Source organism: Agromyces mediolanus (assembly GCF_044917495.1).
GTDB classification, from domain to species: domain Bacteria; phylum Actinomycetota; class Actinomycetes; order Actinomycetales; family Microbacteriaceae; genus Agromyces; species Agromyces mediolanus_B.
Genome location: NZ_JAVSSI010000006.1, coordinates 208385 through 227720 on the forward strand (window position 1 = coordinate 208385; position 19336 = coordinate 227720).

The following is a 19336-nucleotide window of genomic DNA, read 5'->3' on the forward strand; positions in this document are numbered from 1 at the left end:
CGCCACCCGAAGTGGCGCAACGAGCACGAACTGGCGCGCTCGCCCGAGCTGGGTGCGGAGGGACACTGGCACCCGCGGCTGGCGCCGGGAGCCGCCGGCGGTCGGGAACTCGCCCTAGTCGTCGCCGTGCGCGGCGAGCTGCGACTCCTCGTCGGCGCGGATGGCCGAGTCGATGATGGGGTCGAGGGCCCCGTTCATCACCTGATCGAGGTTGTACGCCTTGTAGCCGGTGCGGTGATCGGCGATCCGGTTCTCCGGGAAGTTGTAGGTGCGGATGCGCTCGGAGCGATCCATCGAGCGGATCTGCGACTTGCGCGCATCGGACGCCGCCGCGGCGAGCTCCTCCTGCTGACGCGCGAGCAGCCGGGCGCGGAGCACGCGCATCGCCGCCTCGCGGTTCTGCAGCTGCGACTTCTCGTTCTGCATCGAGACGACGATACCGGTCGGCAGGTGCGTGATGCGGACGGCGGAGTCGGTGGTGTTCACCGACTGCCCGCCGGGGCCGCTCGAGCGGTACACGTCGATCTTGAGGTCGTTCTGGTTGATGTCGACCTCTTCGGGCTCATCGACCTCGGGGAAGACGAGCACGCCCGTCGTCGAGGTGTGGATGCGGCCCTGCGTCTCGGTGACGGGCACGCGCTGCACACGATGCACCCCGCCCTCGTACTTGAGGTGCGCCCACACGCCCTGCGAGGGGTCGCTCGCGTTCGACTTGATCGCGACCTGGACGTCCTTGTAGCCGCCGAGATCGGATTCGTTGCGCTCGAGGAGCTCCGTCTTCCAGCCCTTCGACTGCGCGTACTGGATGTACATGCGCAGCAGATCGGCGGCGAAGAGTGCGCTCTCGGCGCCGCCCTCGCCGCCCTTGATCTCCATGATCACGTCACGGCCGTCGTCGGGGTCGCGCGGGATCAGCAGTCGACGCAGCTTCTCCTGCGCCTCGGCGAGGGATGCCTCGAGCGCGGGCACCTCCTCGGCGAACGCCTCGTCCTCCTTCGCCAGCTCGCGGGCGGCCTCGAGATCGTCGCCGGCCTGCACCCAGGTGCCGTGGGCGGCGACGATCTTCGAGAGCTCCGCGTAGCGCCGGTTCGCCTTCTTCGCTCGCGCGGGGTCGGCGTGCAGCGCCGGGTCGGCGAGCTCCTGCTGGAGCGCGCCGTGCTCGGCGATCAGCGGCTGGACGGATTCGAACATCGGCGGATCAGCGGTGGTCGGACTCGTTCGAGTGCCCGCCGACCGGCGCCGACTTCTGCATGAGGAGCAGGAACTCGGTGTTCGACTGGGTCTCCTTGAGCCGGCCGAGGACCGCCTCGAGGGCCTGCTGCGGCTCGAGGCCCGCGAGCGCCCGGCGGAGCTTCCAGGTGATCTTCACCTCGTCGGGGCTCAGCAGCATCTCCTCGCGGCGGGTGGACGACGCGTTCACGTCGACCGCCGGGAAGATGCGCTTGTCGGCCAGCTGGCGGCTGAGGCGCAGCTCGCTGTTGCCGGTGCCCTTGAACTCCTCGAAGATGACCTCGTCCATCTTGGAGCCGGTCTCGACGAGCGCGGTCGCGAGGATGGTGAGCGAGCCGCCGTTCTCGATGTTGCGCGCGGCGCCGAAGAAGCGCTTCGGCGGGTAGAGCGCCGAGGCGTCGACGCCGCCGGAGAGCACGCGGCCCGAGGTCGGCGCAGCGAGGTTGTACGCACGGCCGAGGCGGGTGATCGAGTCGAGGAGCACGACGACGTCGTGACCGAGCTCGACGAGGCGCTTCGCACGCTCGATGGCGAGCTCGGCGACCGTCGTGTGGTCCTCGGCGGGGCGGTCGAAGGTCGAGGCGATGACCTCGCCCTTGACCGTGCGCTCCATGTCGGTGACCTCTTCGGGGCGCTCGTCGACGAGCACGACCATGAGGTGGACCTCGGGGTTGTTCTGCGAGATCGCGTTCGCGATCTGCTGCAGCACGATCGTCTTGCCGGCCTTCGGCGGCGCGACGATGAGGCCGCGCTGTCCCTTGCCGATGGGGGCGACGAGGTCGATGATGCGCTGGGTGAGCTTCGTCGGCTCCGTCTCGAGGCGGAGGCGGTCCTGCGGGTACAGCGGCGTGAGCTTCTGGAAGTCGACGCGCGCGGCGGCCTCCTCCGGGCTCTGCCCGTTGACCGAGTCGACCTTGACGAGCGCGTTGTACTTCTGGCGGCTGTTGCCCTCGCCGTCGCGCGGCTGCTTGATGGCGCCGACCACGGCGTCGCCCTTGCGCAGGTGGTACTTCTTCACCTGACCGAGCGAGACGTACACGTCGCTCGGGCCGGGGAGGTAGCCCGTGGTGCGCACGAAGGCGTAGTTGTCGAGGACGTCGAGGATGCCCGCAACGGGGATCAGCACGTCGTCGTCCAGGATCTCCGGCTCGACCTCGTCGCCGCCGGCACCGCCCTGACCGCGGCGCTTGCGGTCGCGGTAGCGGCTGCGGCGACCGCCCTCGCCGTCCTGCTGCTGGTTCTGCTGGCCGCCCTGCTGGTTCTGCTGGCCGCCCTGCTTCTCGCGGCCCTGGCCCTGCTTGTCGGCGTTCTTCTCGCCGTCGGCGGCCTTGTCGCCGTCGTTCTTGTCGTTCTTGCGCTCCGCGTTGCGCGACTCGCCGTTGCGGCCGCCCTGGGACTTCTCGCCCTCGGCGGTCTGCGACTCGCCGCGGCCGTTCTGCTGCTTGTCGTCGGCGTTGCGCTCGCCGCCGCGGCGACCGCGACGACGGCCCTGACGGGGCTCGCTCGGCTCGGCGGGCTCACCCTCGGCGGCGGGCCGCTGGCCCTCGCCGGTCGCGGCCGCGAGCTCCTCGCGGACGGCGGCGCGTGCGGCCTCGCGAGCCGCCTCGTCGTCGCCCGGGACGAGGGTCACGCCGGCGCCGGCGCCGTTCACGTGCTGGACGGCGGCGGTGCCGCTGCTCGTCACGCGGCGCGACTGGCGGCCACGGCGAGCGGGTGCCTCCGCCTGCGCGGGTGCCTTGGTCGGAGCGGATGCCTCGGCCTGCGCGGGCGCCTCGGCCGAGGCGGATGCCTCGGCCGGAGCGGGCTCGTCGACGGGAGCGGGTGCCTCGGCGGCGGCCGGGGCCTCCGTCGCGGGCGCCTCGGGCTCGGCGGCGGCTGCCGTCTCGGCCGGAGCTTCCGCCGGCGCGTCGAGCTCGACGCTGCCCGAGGCCTGCTGTGCCTCGATCAGCTCGATCAGCTCGCCCTTGCGGCGCTTCGAGGCGCCGGCGATGCCGAGGGAGCCGGCGAGCTCGACGAGCTCGGCCACCTTGAGGCTCTTGAGTTCTGCGGTGCTGGCCGCGTTCTGGACGCGGTCGGTTCCGTTGGTCACTGGGGTATGTTCCTTTCCCCCGGCCGCGAGATTCGCGGGCTCGGAAGGGCTGGTCGCTCGACCGCGGGCGATCGATGCGCGCGATGGCGCAGACGTGCGCGTGAGCGAGAGCAATGAATTGCCGGGAATCGCACCATGCGGCGACGGACGCGAACCGCGTGTCGGTCGTCGGGTGCGGGGTCGAGTCTAGCACCCGACCCCGCCTCGGGACGAACCGCGACGCGCGAATCCGTACGGAGACCTCCGCGCGGCGCCGGTTCAGCTCGCCTGGACGGTCGCGCCCTTGAAATCGACCGCGAGCGGGAGCGCCTGCCACGCCGTCTCCGCGCGCTCCGCGACGAGCGCGGCCGCCTCGGCGCGCTCGGCCGGGTCGCTCGCGAGCACCAGGATCGACGGTCCCGCACCGGACACGACGGCGGGATGCCCCGCGGCGCGGAGCGCCCGGATCAGCGCGTCCGTCTCGGGCATCGCCTGCGCACGGTAGTTCTGGTGCAGCTTGTCCTCCGTCGCCGCGAGCAGCAGCTCGGGGCTCTGAATGAGCGCGGCGACGAGCAGCGCCGAGCGCGAGACGTTGAACACGGCGTCCTCGTGGGGCACCTGCTCGGGCTGGAGCGACCGGGCGAGGGCCGTGGACATCTCGTGCTCGGGCACGAGCACGAGCGGCGACACCCCGCGGTGCACGATGAGCTTCTTGTGCCGCGGGCCCTCGGGCGTGGTCCAGGCGATCGTGAGCCCGCCGAAGAGCGCGGGCGCGACGTTATCCGGGTGCCCCTCCAGCTCGGTCGCGAGCTCGAGCAGCCGATCGGCGTCGAAATCGACGACGCCCTCGAGCAGCCCCTTCGCGATCATCACACCGGCGACGATCGCCGCGCCCGAGGAGCCGAGCCCCCGGCCGTGCGGGATCGTGTTGCGCGCCACGAGGCGGATGGGCGGCAGCGCGTACCCCGCGCGGGCGAAGCTGTGGGCCGCGGCGCGCACGACGAGGTGCGACTCGTCGAGCGGCACCTCCCCCGCGCCGACGCCGTGCACCTCGATCTCGAGGCCGGCGTCGATCACGCTCACCTCGAGCTCGTCGTACTGGGCGAGCGCGAGGCCGAGGGTGTCGAAGCCGGGGCCGAGGTTCGCCGAGGTGGCGGGGACCTTCACGAGGATCGAGCGTCCCGCGATGCCGGGCGCCTGGGGCAGGTCGGCGGCCGGCATCGCGCCGGGCGTCCCGCCGCTCACGCGCCGAGCCCCAGCAGCGAGGCGACCTGGGCCGTGTCGACCGGCACGACGACCGGCTGCTCCTCCGTACCGTCGGCGCGGCGCACCGCCCACTGCGGGTCCTTCAGACCGTGGCCGGTGACGGTGAGCACCACCCGCGAGCCGGCCGGGATCTGGCCGGCCTCCGCGCGCTCGAGCAGGCCCGCGACCGAGATGGCGGAGGCGGGTTCCACGAAGATGCCCACCTCGGACGAGAGGATGCGCTGCGCCTCGAGGATGCGGTCGTCGGCGATGGCGCCGAAGTAGCCGTCGGTCTCGTCGCGCGCGGAGAGCGCGAGCTCCCACGACGCGGGATTGCCAATACGGATGGCGCTCGCGATCGTCTCCGGGTCGCGCACGGGCTCGCCGCGCACGATCGGGGCCGATCCGGCCGCCTGGAAGCCGAACATGCGCGGCATCCGCGTGGCGTTGCCCGCCTGGATGTCCTCGCGGTAGCCGCGGGTGTACGCGGTATAGTTGCCGGCGTTGCCGACCGGCACGAAGTGGAAGTCGGGCGCGTCGCCGAGCACCTCGACGACCTCGAAGGCCGCCGTCTTCTGCCCCTCGATGCGGTCGTTGTTGACCGAGTTGACGAGGTGCACGGGGTGCACGTCGGCCAGCTCGCGCGCGATGTCGAGGCAGTCGTCGAAGGTGCCCTGGAGCTGGATGATCCGCGCGCCGTGGGCCACCGCCTGGCTGAGCTTGCCCATCGCGACCTTGCCCTCGGGCACGAGCACCGCCGCGGTGATGCCGGCGTGGGCCGCGTACGCGGCGGCCGACGCGGACGTGTTGCCCGTCGAGGCGCAGATGACGACCTCGGCGCCGCGCTCGACCGCCTTCGTCACCGCCATGGTCATACCGCGGTCCTTGAAGGAGCCCGTCGGGTTCATCCCCTCGAACTTCACCCAGACGTCGGCGCCGGTGCGACGGCCGAGCGCGGGGGCCGGCAGGAGCGGCGTACCGCCCTCGCCGAGCGTGACGATGGGGGTGGCGTCGGTGACGTCGAGCCGTGCGGCGTACTCGCGGATGACGCCGCGCCACTGGCGCGAGCCCGGCTTGGGGGTGGGCAGGTTCACTGGGCTCCTTCGACTCGGAGGACGGACGCGACGGAAACGACGACCGGGCTCGCCGCGAGGGCGGCGACGGTCTGGGCGAGCGCGCCCTCGCTCGCCTCGTGCGTTCCGATGACCAGCGTAGCCCGGCCGGATCGCTCGTCGACGGTCTGCTCGAGCTGCTCGACCGAGACGCCGTGGTCGGCGAAGACGTGCGCGATGGTGGCGAGCACGCCGGGCTCGTCGGCGACCTCGAGCGTGATCGCGTAGCGCGTGGTGATCCGCTCGATCGGCAGCACCGGCAGGGCGGCGTGCGTCGACTCCGCGGTGCCCGGGCCGCCGATGACGTGACGGCGGGCGATGGCGACGAGATCGCCGAGCACGGCCGAAGCGGTCTGGACGCCACCGGCGCCCGCGCCGTAGAACATGAGCGGGCCGGCCGCGGCGGCCTCGACGAAGACCGCGTTGTTCGCCCCGTGCACGGCGGCGAGCGGGTGGCTGCGCGGCACGAGTGCGGGATAGACCCGGGCCGAGACGCCCTCCTCGCCGCTCGCGGCATCCGCGATCCGCTCGCAGATCGCGAGCAGCTTCACGACGTAGCCGGCTTTCCTGGCCGACTCGACCTGCTCCGCGCTCACCTGGGTGATGCCCTCGCGGTGGACGTCCTCGATCGGCACGGTCGTGTGGAAGGCGAGGCTCGCGAGGATCGCCGCCTTCTGCGCCGCGTCGTAGCCGCCGATGTCGGCGGTCGGGTCGGCCTCGGCGTAGCCGAGCTCGGTCGCGGTGGCGAGCGCGTCCTCGAGCGACGCCCCCGTCGTGTCCATGCGGTCGAGGATGAAGTTCGTGGTGCCGTTCACGATGCCGAGGATGCGCTCGACCCGGTCGCCGGCGAGCGAGTCCCGGAGCGGGCGGATGATCGGGATCGCGCCGCCGACGGCGGCCTCGTAGGAGAGCTGCGCGCCGACCTGCTCGGCCGCGGCGAAGAGCTCGGGCCCGTGGGCCGCGATGAGCGCCTTGTTCCCCGTGACGACGTCGGCGCCCGAGCCGATCGCCTGCAGCACGAGCGTGCGGGCCGGCTCGATGCCGCCCATCAGCTCGATGACGACGTCGGCGCCGAGGATCAGCGTCTCGGCATCGGTCGTGAGGAGCTCGCGGGGCAGCTCGACGTCGCGGCGGGCGTCGACGTCGCGGACGGCGATCCCGACGAGCTCGAGCCGGGCGCCGATGCGCTGCGCGAGTTCGTCGCCGTGCTCGAGGAGGAGCCTCGCGACCTGCGATCCGACCGACCCGGCGCCCAGGAGTGCGACGCGGATGGAGCGGTACTCGATCATTCTGAGGTCCCTTCGGCTGCGGTGGTGCGGGCATCCGATGGGCCGGATGCCTCGAGCCCGGCATCCCGGGCGAGGAGGTCGGTGATGGTCTCGCCCCGGACGATGACCCGGGCTGCGCCGCCGTCGACGGCGACGACCGCAGGGCGGGGCACGTGGTTGTAGTTGCTCGACAGCGACCAGCAGTACGCCCCCGTCGCGGCGACGGCGACGAGGTCGCCCGGGCCGACGTCGTGCGGCAGGTACTCGCGGTCGACGACGATGTCGCCGGCCTCGCAGTGCTTGCCCGCGATGCGGACGAGCGCCGCGGGGGCGTCGGAGCGACGCGACGCGAGCCGGGCGGAGTAGTCGGCGCCGTACAGCGCGAAGCGCGGGTTGTCGCTCATGCCCCCGTCGACGGAGACGTAGTGGCGCCAGCCCTCGTCGGTCGGCACGGGCTTCACGGTGCCGACGCGGTACAGCGTGATGCCCGCAGGGCCCACGATCGAACGGCCCGGCTCGAAGGCGAGCTTCGGCACCGGGATGCCGAGGCTGCGGCAGCCCTCGGCGACCGCGTCCGCGATGCCGTCGGCGATGCGCTCGATCGGCGCGGGGTCGTCGGCCGCGGTGTAGGCGATGCCGAACCCGCCGCCGAGGTTCAGCTCCGGCACGGGCCCGGTCCGAAGGAGCGCGGCGTGCTCGGCGAGGAGCCTCGCGGCCGACTCGGCGAAGCCGGCGGCGTCGAAGATCTGCGAGCCGATGTGGCAGTGCAGCCCGAGGAACTCGAGCGAGGGGTGCGAGCGGATGCGCTCGCCGAGCTCGACGGCGCGCGCGAGCGTGACCCCGAACTTCTGGTCCTCGTGCGCGGTGGCCAGGAACTCGTGCGTCGAGGCGTGCACGCCGCTGTTCACCCGCAGCCGCACCCGCTGCACGCGCCCGGCCGCCGCGGCGGCCTCGGCGACGCGCTCGATCTCGATCTCGCTGTCGATGACGAGGGCGCCGACGCCGGCCTCGACCGCGGCGGCGATCTCCGCCGGGGACTTGTTGTTGCCGTGGAAGCCGAGCCGTGCGGCATCCGCGCCCGCGGCGAGCGCGACGGCGAGCTCGCCTCCCGAGCAGACGTCGACGGCGAGCCCCGACTCGGTCACCCAGCGGACGATCGCGGTCGACAGGAAGGCCTTGCCCGCGTAGTAGACGGTGGCCTCGGTGCCGATGCGACGGGCGGCGCGTTCGAAGGCCTCGCGCGTGCGGACGGCGCGCGCCCGCACCTCGCCCGCGTCGAGCACGTAGAGCGGCGTGCCGAAGCGCTCGGCGAGCGACTCGGCGTCGACGCCGCCGACGACGAGCCGGCCGGCGTCGTCGCGCGCGGCGCTCGCGGGCCAGACGCCCTCGGCGAGGGCGTTGGGGTCCGCCGGCACCTCGAGGGTGCCGCGATCTGCTGCGTGTCCTGCCACGTACGAACCTCACGGGATGCGGGAGCTGGGGGTGCTGCACGGCGAGCGAACCCGGATTGGTTCCTGAAGCCAGTCGGCGTCATCCGCGTCGGCGGATCATCGCGAGTCTATCGACGGACCCGGAGCCGCTGAAATTCATGACGACGGCCGTGGGACCCCCGACTCCGGTCGCGCGCACCCGTCGTCAGTCGCAGCTGCCCGTCGTGGACAGGCTCGCCCCGTCGAGCACGAACCGCTCGGCGCCGAGCCAGGCGGTCGCCGTCCCCGGCGCGACGTCGACCCGCTCGACGCGGAGCCCCTCGGGCAGGTATTGGGCCACGCAGACCGCGACGGGATCCTCACCGAGCAGGCGCTCGACGATGCCGGAGACGTCGATGCTGCCGCCGAGCGCTCCGACGGTGACATCGACGGGCGTGAGCAGCACTTCGTCGCCCGCGGCCTCGGGCCGCGCGCTCGCCGTGTAGTCCACCGTGAAGCCGAGCACCTCGGCCTGCCCCGCATAGCCGACGGTGCCGTCGCCGAGCTCGACCGCGCCGACCGGCGCCGCGGCACCGGACTCCGCGATGAGGGTGTTCAGGGCGTCCTCGTCGATCGAGACCTTCGCCGACAGTCGGCCGACGGGCTGCTCGAGATCGACGGGCACCCCGTGCAGCGTGAGGTCGACCGCGACCGGCGCACCGCGCACCTCGAGGGCCGGAGCCGTGAGCTCGACCTCGTCCATGCGTCCGGAGAGGTACTGGGCGATGACGGAGAATCCGCCGATGCGGACGTCGACGTCGCCCTGGACGCTCTCGGGGAGCCGCTCCTGGATCTTCGCCGCCACCTGCTGCTGCGCGATGCCCCGGGCGATGCCGTCGGCCACGACCGCGGCCACGCCGAGCACCACGACGACCACGAGCACGATGACGAGCGCGCGGAGCCCGCGCCGCTTCGACTTCGGCTTCGGCGCCGGGGCGCCCGGCGTCGGCTCGATCGGCACGGTCGCGGCCTCGCTCATCGCGGTGCCGTCACATCCGCTCGGGCGCCGAGACGCCGAGGAGGTCGAGGCCGTTGCGGAGCACCTGGCCGGAGGCGTCGTTCAGCCACAGCCGGGTGCGGTGGATCGCCGCGACCGGCTCGTCGCCGAGCGGCAGCACACGGCAGTTGTCGTACCAGCGGTGGTAGAGCCCGGCGAGCTCCTCCAGGTAGCGGGCGACCCGGTGCGGCTCGCGCAGCTCGGCTGCCTGCGCCACGACCCGCGGGAACTCCTGGAGCGCGCCGAGGAGCGCCGACTCCGTCTCGTGCTCGAGCAGCTCGGGGGCGAACTCCGAGCGGTCGACGCCGGACGCCGCGGCGTTCCGCGCCACGGCCGCGGTGCGGGCGTGCGCGTACTGCACGTAGAAGACGGGGTTGTCGTTCGTGCGCCGCTTCAGCACCTCGGGGTCGATCGCGATCGGCGAGTCGGCCGGGTAGCGGGCGAGCGTGTAGCGGAGCGCGTCGGTGCCGAGCCAGGCCTGCAGGTCGTCGAGCTCGATGATGTTGCCGGCGCGCTTGGAGAGACGGGCGCCGTTCACCGAGACGAGCTGCCCGATGAGGATCTCGATGTCGCGCTCGGGGTCTTCACCCGCTGCGCCCGCCACCGCCTTCAGCCGGTGCACGTAGCCGTGGTGGTCGGCGCCGAGGAGGTACATCTTGTGCTCGAAGCCCCGGTCGCCCTTGTCGAGGTAGTACGCGGCATCGGCCGCGAAGTACGTCGGCACGCCGTTCGAGCGGCAGAACACGCGGTCCTTGTCATCGCCGAAATCGGTCGTCCTCACCCAGACCGCGTCCTCGGCCTCGTAGACGTGCCCCTGGGCGCGCAGCCGCTCGAGCGCGGCGTCGATCGCGGAGACGCCGTCGTCGTCCTTCTGGTGCAGGCGGCGCTCGCTCGTCCACACGTCGAAGTGCACGTTGAAGCGGTCGAGCGAGTCGCGGATCTCGGCGAGCTGGTGCTCGTACGCGATCTCGCGGGCCGTGTGCAGCGCGGCGGCGTCGTCGAGCTCGAGCAGCTTCGGCTCGCGCTCGAGCACGAGCTTCGCGAGGTCGGCGATGTACTGACCGGGGTAGCCGCCCTCCGGCGTCGGCTCTCCCTTCACCGCGGCGAGTACGGACGCCCCGAAGGTGTCCATCTGGTTGCCGGCGTCGTTGATGTAGTACTCGTTCGCGACCTCGGCCCCGGCGGCGCGGAGCACGCGGCTGATCGAGTCGCCGAGCGCGGCCCAGCGGGTGTGGCCGATGTGCAGCGGGCCCGTGGGGTTCGCGGAGACGAACTCCATGTTGATCACGCGGCCGGCCTGGCTCGTGCCGTGGCCGTACTGCGCTCCGGCGTCGACGATCGTCTTCGCGAGGGCGCCGGCGGCGGCCGCGTCGAGCCGGATGTTGATGAAGCCCGGACCGGCCACCTCGGCGCTCGCGACGCCGTCGAGCTCGGCGAGGCCCGCCGCGAGCTCGGCGGCGATCTCGCGGGGGTTCGCGCCGAGCGGCTTCGCGATGCGGAGCGCCACGCTCGAGGCCCAGTCGCCGTGCTCGCGGAGCTTCGGCCGCTCGAGGACGATCTGCTCGGGGGTGACGGTGAGCTCGAGCTCCGCGCCGGCCACGCGACGTCGCTCCACGAGGGCGGCGACGAGGTCGGACAGGGCATGCGAGAGATCGGCTGGAGTCACGCACGAATCCTATCGTTCGCGATTGATAGGGTTCCTCCCATGTCGCGCTCGTTCCGCTCCCCCGTCATCCGGTCTCGCAGCACCGCGGCCGCGATCCTCCTCGCCGCCGCGGCGACGGCCGCACTCGCCGGCTGCGCCCCCGAGTCCCCGGCCCCGAGCGGGACGCCGAGCGGTTCGCCCGCGCCCTCGAGCCAGGCACCCGACCCGAGCACCTCGCCGACGCCGACCCCCGAGCCGACGTCGACGCCCTTCGCCGCCGACTGCGACGGGCTCATCACGCCGGACCAGATCTACGCGTTCAACCCGAACTTCGGCCTGGAGGACGGCTTCTCGCCGAGCTCCGCCGATGTGTCGGCGACGGTCGATGCGGGCGGCACCGCCTGCGGCTGGCTGAACCAGACGAGCGGCGAGGTCATCCAGCTCGGCGTCGCGACGCCGGCGGAGGCTGCGCTCGACGCCGCCCGGAACCAGGCGGCGTCCACCTCGACCGCCGTGCCGACCTACGGCACGCCGCCGGCGGTGGAGGGGTACTTCCGCCAGTCCGGCAACTCGGGCGAGGCGCAGATCTTCACCGAGGACGGCTACTGGATCGTCATCGACTCGACGGCACTCTTCGAGCCGGGCGACGCCCAGCAGCTCGTCGAGGCGGTGCTCGCGAACCTGCCGGCGTGACGCCGGAGCCCGGTCGGCCGGAGCGGAGAGGAGCCAGGATGGCGGCGCGATCTGCCAAGGGCACGCCATCGTGGCTCGGCGCGGTCAACGACCGGGTCGGCCTCTCGGCCCTGCTCGACCACGGACCGCTCACGCGGAACCGCATCTGCGAGATCGTCGGCGTCTCGAAGCCGACGGCCTCGCTCATGATGACGCGGCTGCTCGCCGCCGGCGTGATCGAGGAGCGCGGCACCGTCGCCGGCAGCCCCGGCCGCAACGCCGCCCTCTACGCGGCGAGGATCGACCGCCCGCTCGGCGTGGCCGTCGACGTCGACGCCGCCGAGCTGCGCGCCACGGTCGTCGACGCCGCGGGCACCGAGCATCCCGTGGCCCGGTTCGCGCTGCCGTCCGACGTCGCCGAACGCGACGCGATCGCGGAGATCCGTCGCGCGATCGCGGAGGCGAGCGCCGCGGCCGGGACCGATCCCGACGCCGTCCACACGATCGTCGTCGGCACCGCCGGCTACGTCGACCCGGGCGAGGAGGGCGCGCTGTTCACCGAGACGCTGCCCGGCTGGCCGGTGCTGCACGTCCGCGCGACCCTCGAGGGGGCGCTCGGACGCACGGTGTACATCGAGAACGACGTGAATCTCGCCGCGGTCGCCGAGCGCGACTCCGGCGCGGGGGTCGACGGCGAGGTGTTCGCGCTCGTCTGGCTCGGCAACGGCGTCGGCGCGTCCTTCGACGTGGCCGGCGACCTGCACCGCGGGAGCTTCGGCGGCGCCGGCGAGATCGGCTTCCTGCCGCTGTCGGCGGAGGCGCGGGCCATGGATCCGGAGGCGCAGACGGTCCAGGACCTCGTCGGCGGCCGCGCCGTCGAGGGATTCGTGCGCGAAGCCGGGCTGCCGGCGACCGATCACCCGACGGCGCTCGCCGCGCTCGCCGCCGCGCCGCCGGAGCTCCGCGCGCGCTTCATCGCCGAGTTCGGCGAGCGGGTCGCCCATGCGGTGCTGCCGCTCCTCGCGACGCTCGATCCCCGCCAGCTCGTCCTCGCCGGGCCGGTCGCGGCGATCGGCGGCGACGAGCTCGCCCGCGTGGTGCAGGCCGCGATCCGGCGGATCAGCCGCTGGTACCCCGAGGTCGTCGCGACCGAGGTGCGCGAGGTGCCCGTGCTCCGCGGGGCCCGCACCTACCTGCGTGCGAAGGTGCGCGAGGACCTCCTCGACACCGTCGCGAGCCTCGTCGTGCACTGAGCCGACGGTTCGGAGCGGGCCCCGCGGGATGCTACTGTTGACAGCTGTGCGCCTCCGTAGCTCAGGGGATAGAGCGCCGGTTTCCGGTACCGTAGGTCGGGGGTTCGAATCCCTCCGGGGGCACGAGTTCGAATGACGCGGGACGCGAGTCCCGCGTCATTCGCGTTTCCGGCCCGTGCGTCTGCTCGCGGGGCGCCTGCTCGCGGGGCGTCTGCTCGCGGGGCGACTTCCGCAGTGCCCCTCCCTGACTGCGCCTCCCACAATGCGCCTTCCCATCCCCGGCGCCCCGCCGGTCGGCCCGGTCGTCCGTGCAGTAGCGTCGGCGGTGACGGCGGCCCCAACCGTTCCGGCGACTCGTTCGTCTGTATGGGTGACGGCGGATCGTCCGTCGTCGGGAGGAACGAACGTGGCGAGCGCATGGGACCGGGTCGCGGAGCGGCTCGTCGCCGAACGCGGCGACGCGCTCCTGCGCTACGCCTACCTGCTCTGCGGTGATCGGGACGAGGCCGCCGACCTCGTGCAGGACGCCCTCGTGCGCACCTTCGGCCGGCCGCGGCTCTCGCTCGAGCTGCCGCGCGCCGAGGCCTACGTGCGACGGGCCATCCTGAATCTCGTGATCGACCGCTCGCGGCGCCGGGAGACCTGGCGGCGGGTGCGCCACCTCGCCGTCGAGCCGGAGCGGGCCGTCGTCGACGCCGATGCCGTGGATGCGCGGATCGATCTCGCCGAGCGGCTCCGCACCCTGTCGCCGAGGCAGTCGGCGTGCCTGGTGCTCCGCTACTACGAGGATCTGCCGGTCGCCGAGATCGCCCGGATCCTCGGGATCGCGCAGGGATCGGTGAAGCGCTACCTGAGCGACGGGCTCCACGCGCTCTCCTCCAGGATGGACGCGGCCGCTCCGGCCGCGAGGACGGGAGGCGATCATGCCCACCCCTGATCCCGAGGAGCTCCGACGCGCGCTCCGATCGGATGCCGCGCACGCCGAGGGCGCCGAGCTCGACCTGCCCGCGGTCCTCGCCCGCAGCCGGTCGGAGCGCCGACGCCGGCGCACCGCCCTCGTCGGCGGTGCCGCCGCCGCGGTCGTCGCCCTCGCCGTCGGCGGGCTCGCGGTCGCGGGCGGGCTCGGCCTGCCCGGAGCGTCGACCACCGCGGATGCCCCGGCGAGCTCGGAGTCCGGCGACGCCGACGCGGGTGCGGCCACCGATCCGTCGACCCCGGCCACGGGCGTCGCCCCGGCGGACGAGCCACCGGAGGAGGAGCTCGTGCTGCGTCCGATCGACCGGCTCAACCGGTGCGGCGCCCCGCCCGCCGGGCCGAGCGCCCCCGCGGGCAGCGGGCTCTCGATCGAGGTCGTCGCGGTGTCGTCGCCCGCCCCGGGCGGGACCGGCGAGGCCACGGTGCGGATCACGAACACCGGTTCCGAGGGGTACTCGGGCGAGCTGCTCGCCGGGCCCGCGCTCACCGTCGCCGACGACGTCACCCTCTGGCACACGAGCGGCCTCGAAGCGGTCCGCACGCCCCTCGCGCTCGCCCCGGGCGCCTCCGTCGAGCTCACCGCGCCGGTGCGCGCCGTCCGCTGCGACGGCGCGGACGACGCGAGCCTCGCCGATCCCGGGCGGCTGCCGGCGCTCGCGCCGGGCGAGTACCGCCTGAGCGCCGCCGTCGCGATCGCCGCGCCGGACGCTCCGCTCGGGCTCCCGCTCGTCTCCGAGGCGGTCCGGCTGACCGTCGGCTGAGCACCGCCCGGACCGCTGGCGCGCAGTCAGCGGGGCCGCATAGACTCTGGAGCGTCTGGTCCCGGGGCGGAGGGCTGCTGGTACATGTCGAAGCGACGTCTGGGTTCGATGCTGCTGGCGCTCGCCGCCGTCACCGCCGCGCTCGCGCTGCCCGCCGGCATCGCCCACGCGGTCGACCCGGTGCCGTTCGGCAGCTCCCCCGTCGTCGATCAGGCGCAGGTGCTGGGCGACGAGCTGCCGCAGGTCGAGCAGGCCCTCGTCGAGGCCGGCGACCGCAGCGGCCGTCAGCTCTTCGTCGCCTACGTCGACGAGTTCACGAACCCCGCCGACGCCGTCGAGTGGGCCGCCGACACCGCCGTCGCCGCGAACATGGGCGCCGAGGACTACCTGCTCGCCGTGGCTGTCGACGGTCGCGCCTACTACCTCTCCGCGGATCAGAACGCCTCCCTCTCCGACGCCGAGCTCGACCGCATCAGCTCCCAGGTGATCGAGCCCCGGCTCCGTGACGGCGAGTGGGCCGCAGCGGCCACCGCGGCGGCCGAGGCGATCGCCGGCGGCAGCGGTGCGGCGGGAGGCGGCTGGTGGGGATGGCTCATCGCCCTCGTCGTCGTCGCCGCGATCGTCGTGGTCATCGTGCTCGTGGTCCGCTCGCGACGCCGCCGCGGCGGCGGCCCCGGCTCCGCGACGCCTCCGCCGCCGTCCCTCGAGGAGCTCCGGCGCACCGCCGGCGGCGCCCTCGTCCAGATCGACGACGCGCTGAAGACGAGCGAGGAGGAGCTCGGCTTCGCGGTCGCCTCCTACGGCGACGAGGCGACCGCACCGTTCCGCGAGGCCCTCGCCGCCGCGAAGGGCAAAGTGAGGGAGGCCTTCGCCGTCCAGCAGCAGCTCGACGACGACATCCCGGACACCGACGAGCAGCGCCGCGAGTGGTACGCGACGATCATCCGGGTCACCGGCGAGGCCGACGCGCTGCTCGACGCGCAGGCGGCGAGCTTCGACGCCCTCCGCGAGCTCGAGCGCACCGCGCCGGAGGCCCTCGCCCGCGTGCGCCAGGCGGCTGCGTCCGTCGAGACGAACGCGGCTCCCGCGGCGGCTCGGCTCGCCTCGCTCCAGGCGCAGTACGCCGCTCCGGCCCTCGCCGCCGTCGCCGACAACCCGGCGCAGGCCAGGGCGCGACTCGACTTCGCCCGGAACGCCATGACGGAGGCGGAGGCCGCCATCGCCCGCGGGGAGCACGCCCCCGCCGCGGTCGAGATCCGCGCGGCCGAGGAGGCCGTCGATCAGGCGAAGCTGCTCGCCGCCGCCGTCGAGCGGCTCGCCGCCGAGCTCGCCGCCGCCGATGCCGCGATCGCCGCGGGCGCCACCGATCTCGAGCAGGACGTGCAGACCGCGCGCAGCCTCCAGGGCGACGGGCTGGCCGCACTCGCCGACCGCACCGCGGGCGAGGCCGCCGCGCTCCGGGCGGCGCTCGCGGAGCCCGGTCGCGACCCGCTCGCCCTCCTCGCCCGGCTCGAGCAGGCCAACACGGGCATCGACCAGGCCATCGCCGGCGCCCGCGACCAGGCGGAGCGCACGCAGCGGGCCGCCGCGCAGCTGCAGCGCACGCTCGCCGCGGCATCCGCCAAGGCCCAGACCGCGGAGGACTACATCGTCGCCCGGCGCGGCGCGATCGGCCCCGAGGCGCGCACCCGCGTGGCCGAGGCGCGCCGACTCGTCTCCGCGGCCGGCACCCAGGCCGCCGAAGACCCGGTCGCCGCGCTCACGACCGCCCAGCAGGCCGAGCGGCTCGCCGACGAGGCGATCTCCCTCGCCCGCACCGACGTCGGCGGATTCGACGGCGGGTTCGGCGGCGGCCTCGGCGGCGGTCCGGCCCCGGCCGGGCGCAGCACCGGAGGCGACGTGCTCGGCGCCGTGCTCGGCGGCATCCTCATCGACAACCTCCTCGGCGGCGGGGGCGGTCGCCGCTCGAGCGGCGGCTGGGGCGGCGGATCGGCCGGCTGGGGCGGCGGATCGGCCGGCCGAGGCGGCGGCGGCTTCGGCGGCGGCGGCTCCGGACGACGCTCGGCCGGCAGCTTCGGCGGATCGGGCACCCGCTCCCGCCGAGGAAGCGGAGGCCGCTTCTGACCACCCGAGCGCACTCCAGCACCGCCGGCCGAGGCCGGCGCACCGACCCGACCGGTGCCGACGGCACCGGGTGACCCGCCACAGGAAAGGAACCGCCATGGCCAAACAGTCCATCTTCGGTCGTATCTCCCAGCTCGTCCGCGCGAACATCAACGCGCTCCTCGACGAGGCCGAGGACCCGCAGAAGATGCTCGATCAGATGGTGCGCGACTACACCAACTCCATCGCCGACGCGGAGGCCGCGATCGCCGAGACGATCGGCAACCTGCGTCTCCTCGAGGACGATCACCGCGAGGACGTCGACGCCGCCCGCGAGTGGGGCGACAAGGCACTCGCCGCGAGCCGCAAGGGCGACGAGCTCCGCACGGCGGGCGACGCCGCCGGCGCCGACAAGTTCGACAACCTCGCGAAGGTCGCCCTCAGCCGGCAGATCTCGGCCGAGAACGAGGCGAAGGCGGCCGAGCCGCAGATCGCCGCGCAGACCGAGGTCGTCGACAAGCTGAAGGCCGGCCTGAACGGCATGAAGCAGAAGCTCGTCGAGCTGCAGAACAAGCGCAACGAGCTCGTGGCGCGGGCGAAGACCGCCGAGGCCCAGAAGCAGGTGCAGGACGCGGTCAAGTCGATCGACATCCTCGACCCGACGAGCGATCTCGGCCGCTTCGAGCAGAAGATCCGTCGCGAGGAGGCGATCGTCCGCGGACAGGCCGAGATCGCCGCGTCGAGCCTCGACGCCCAGTTCAACGAGCTCGACGATCTCGGCGAGCTCACCGAGGTCGACGCCCGGCTCGCCGCGCTGAAGTCCGGCGGCAGTCAGGGTGCGATCGGCGGCTGAGCGGTCGCCGCACGAGTCGGATGCCCCGGGCGCAGGCCCGGGGCATCCGCCGTTTCCGCCCACCCGGGGCTCGGACGCGCGATACTGGAGACCATGCCGGCCACCTTCGTCGTCGTCCCTCTCTGGCAGGGTTCCGTCTCCGCGCGCGCGATGAGCCACGTGGACGGGGCCGAGGCGATCCGCGGCGATCTGCCCTCCGCCGCCACCGTCACCGTCGAGGTGCCCGTCGAGGCCGGCGAGGCGCTCGGCACGGGCATCCAGCGGTACAGCACGATCCGGCGTGTGCGCGAGGCCACCGAGCTCGCGCTCGAGCAGGTGCCCGACTGGGCGCTCACGATCGGCGGCGACTGCGGGGCGTCGCTCGCCGCGGTCGGGCACGCCGCGGCCCGCGGCGAGAGCGACCTCGCCGTGCTCTGGCTCGACGCCCACCCCGACCTCAACACCCCGGAGAGCTCGCCCTCGGGCGGCTTCGGCGGCATGACGCTCCGCGCCATCGCGGGCGACGGCGCCGACGGGCTGGTGCTCGACGCGGCGCGTCGCGTCGCCCCCGAGCGGATCGTGCTCGGCGGCGCCCGCTCCTTCGACGACGAGGAGCGCCGCTACATCGCCGAGCACGGCATCCAGGCGCTCACCGTCGAGGACCTCTCCGACCCCACCGTCGTCGTCGGCGCCCTCGAGGCGACCGGGGCATCCCGCGTCTTCGTGCACATCGACCTCGACGTGCTCGACCCTTCCGCGCTCGCCGGCCTGTCGTACCCGATGCCGTTCGGCGTGGACGCCGCGACCCTCGCCGCGACGCTCCGGGCGGTCGTCGCGCGGTTCCCCGTCGCCGGGGCGGCGATCGCGGGCTTCGCGCCCGGCTCCCCCGCCGCGGCCGAGGACGATCTGCCCACCATCCTCCGCCTCGTCGCCGCGCTGACCTCGGCCGAGCGGGGCGAGGCGTGACGGGCGCCGGCGTCCCGGAGCAGCGGCCGCCGCGTCGCGTCGTGCTCCGACTCACGGATTCGCCCGTGAGTCGCGCCGGCTACTGGTGGGCGACCGCGGTCGGCTTCGTCTGGGGCTCGCTCTGGAGCACCGGGCGAGTCGAGCGGCGGAACGGCCTGTGGGTCTTCCAGGGGATGCCGAAGTGGGCCTTCGGGCGCGGCGGCTCCTGCGTCGGCGGGTGCTACCTCACCGACCGGAACGTCGGCCCGCGGGTGCTCGTGCACGAGGCCGTGCACCGGCAGCAGTGGCGCACGTACGGCATACTCTTCCCGCTGCTCTACTTCCTCGCGGGGCGCGATCCGCTGCGGAACCGCTTCGAGATCGAGGCCGGGCTCGAGGACGGCGGCTACCTGCCCCGCCGCCGCTGACAATTCAGGAACATGTGGCCGTTCTGCGCGACGTGCCGCTGCGAGATGCCCGGATTCGCGGGGATGCCGATCGGGGTGTTCCTGAGTTGTGAACGGCGGGGACGCGGGCACCGCCCCCGCCCCCCCCCCCCCCGCCCCGCCCCCCTCACCCCCAAACCCCCCCCCCCCCCCCCCCCCCCCCCACCCCCCCCGGCCCGCCCCCCCCCCCCACCAAACAACACCCCGGGGGCTTTTGGAAAACAAAACAAAATAAAAAAAAAAAAACAAAAAATTTTCTTTTTTGGTTTGTTTGTTTTAAAAATCTGGGGGGGGGGGGGGGGGGGGGGGGGGGGG

The 19336-nt window shown here is 73.7% G+C and carries 16 protein-coding genes and 1 tRNA gene; 9 read left to right on the forward strand and 8 right to left on the reverse strand.

Features of this window, described 5'->3' with window-relative positions:
* Nucleotides 1-114 precede the first annotated feature (114 nt).
* The 8 genes from prfA to ROT00_RS11165 all read right to left on the reverse strand — a co-directional run bounded on the left by prfA (nucleotide 115) and on the right by ROT00_RS11165 (nucleotide 11055).
* Nucleotides 115-1191 carry a peptide chain release factor 1 gene (prfA, locus tag ROT00_RS11130; RefSeq protein WP_404774844.1) on the reverse strand — a complete coding sequence of 359 codons (1077 nt, stop codon included), beginning with the start codon at nucleotides 1189-1191 and terminating at the stop codon, nucleotides 115-117.
* A 7-nt stretch (nucleotides 1192-1198) separates the two neighbouring features.
* Nucleotides 1199-3319 (reverse strand): transcription termination factor Rho, encoded by a 2121-nt coding sequence (gene rho, locus ROT00_RS11135; RefSeq protein ID WP_404774845.1) that lies wholly within the window; start codon nucleotides 3317-3319, stop codon nucleotides 1199-1201.
* Between the two features lie 258 nt (nucleotides 3320-3577).
* The gene (thrB, locus tag ROT00_RS11140; protein ID WP_404774881.1) at nucleotides 3578-4519 is read right to left on the reverse strand and encodes a homoserine kinase; all 942 of its coding nucleotides are present in this window, start codon (nucleotides 4517-4519) and stop codon (nucleotides 3578-3580) included.
* 20 nt (nucleotides 4520-4539) lie between these two features.
* A complete protein-coding gene (thrC, locus tag ROT00_RS11145) occupies nucleotides 4540-5631 on the reverse strand; it encodes a threonine synthase (protein WP_404774883.1) in 1092 nt (363 codons plus the stop codon).
* A gap of 2 nt (nucleotides 5632-5633) precedes the next feature.
* A complete protein-coding gene (locus ROT00_RS11150) occupies nucleotides 5634-6944 on the reverse strand; it encodes a homoserine dehydrogenase (RefSeq protein WP_404774847.1) in 1311 nt (436 codons plus the stop codon).
* Nucleotides 6941-8374 carry a diaminopimelate decarboxylase gene (gene lysA / locus ROT00_RS11155; protein WP_404774849.1) on the reverse strand — a complete coding sequence of 478 codons (1434 nt, stop codon included), beginning with the start codon at nucleotides 8372-8374 and terminating at the stop codon, nucleotides 6941-6943. Before lysA ends, ROT00_RS11150 begins: the two co-directional genes overlap by 4 nt.
* A 184-nt stretch (nucleotides 8375-8558) precedes the next feature.
* Nucleotides 8559-9371 carry an LmeA family phospholipid-binding protein gene (locus ROT00_RS11160; protein WP_404774850.1) on the reverse strand — a complete coding sequence of 271 codons (813 nt, stop codon included), beginning with the start codon at nucleotides 9369-9371 and terminating at the stop codon, nucleotides 8559-8561.
* Nucleotides 9372-9381: 10 nt separating this feature from the next.
* Complete coding sequence (locus ROT00_RS11165) at nucleotides 9382-11055, reverse strand: arginine--tRNA ligase (RefSeq protein WP_404774852.1); 1674 nt, start codon at nucleotides 11053-11055, stop codon at nucleotides 9382-9384.
* Between the two features lie 39 nt (nucleotides 11056-11094).
* Between ROT00_RS11165 and ROT00_RS11170 the strand changes: the two genes are divergently transcribed.
* From ROT00_RS11170 to ROT00_RS11210, 9 genes are all read left to right on the forward strand, one after another.
* Nucleotides 11095-11727 (forward strand): DUF3558 family protein, encoded by a 633-nt coding sequence (locus ROT00_RS11170; RefSeq protein WP_404774854.1) that lies wholly within the window; start codon nucleotides 11095-11097, stop codon nucleotides 11725-11727.
* Nucleotides 11728-11765: 38 nt separating this feature from the next.
* Entirely contained in the window at nucleotides 11766-12959 is a 1194-nt protein-coding gene (locus tag ROT00_RS11175; protein WP_404774856.1) for an ROK family transcriptional regulator, read from the forward strand.
* A 50-nt stretch (nucleotides 12960-13009) separates the two neighbouring features.
* Nucleotides 13010-13082, forward strand: a tRNA-Arg gene (locus ROT00_RS11180).
* A 283-nt stretch (nucleotides 13083-13365) separates the two neighbouring features.
* Nucleotides 13366-13896, forward strand: coding sequence for a sigma-70 family RNA polymerase sigma factor (locus ROT00_RS11185; protein WP_404774858.1), 531 nt, complete (start codon nucleotides 13366-13368; stop codon nucleotides 13894-13896).
* A complete protein-coding gene (locus ROT00_RS11190; protein ID WP_404774859.1) occupies nucleotides 13883-14695 on the forward strand; it encodes a COG1361 family protein in 813 nt (270 codons plus the stop codon). The genes ROT00_RS11185 and ROT00_RS11190 overlap by 14 nt, the downstream gene beginning before the upstream one ends.
* Nucleotides 14696-14779: 84 nt before the next feature.
* Entirely contained in the window at nucleotides 14780-16819 is a 2040-nt protein-coding gene (locus ROT00_RS11195) for a TPM domain-containing protein (RefSeq protein ID WP_404774861.1), read from the forward strand.
* Between the two features lie 97 nt (nucleotides 16820-16916).
* Entirely contained in the window at nucleotides 16917-17651 is a 735-nt protein-coding gene (locus tag ROT00_RS11200; protein WP_404774863.1) for a PspA/IM30 family protein, read from the forward strand.
* Nucleotides 17652-17744: 93 nt separating this feature from the next.
* Nucleotides 17745-18596: an arginase family protein gene (locus ROT00_RS11205; protein ID WP_404774865.1), complete on the forward strand. Its 852-nt coding sequence runs from the start codon at nucleotides 17745-17747 to the stop codon at nucleotides 18594-18596.
* Complete coding sequence (locus tag ROT00_RS11210; protein WP_404774866.1) at nucleotides 18593-19003, forward strand: Fe-S oxidoreductase; 411 nt, start codon at nucleotides 18593-18595, stop codon at nucleotides 19001-19003. Before ROT00_RS11205 ends, ROT00_RS11210 begins: the two co-directional genes overlap by 4 nt.
* Nucleotides 19004-19336 lie beyond the last annotated feature (333 nt).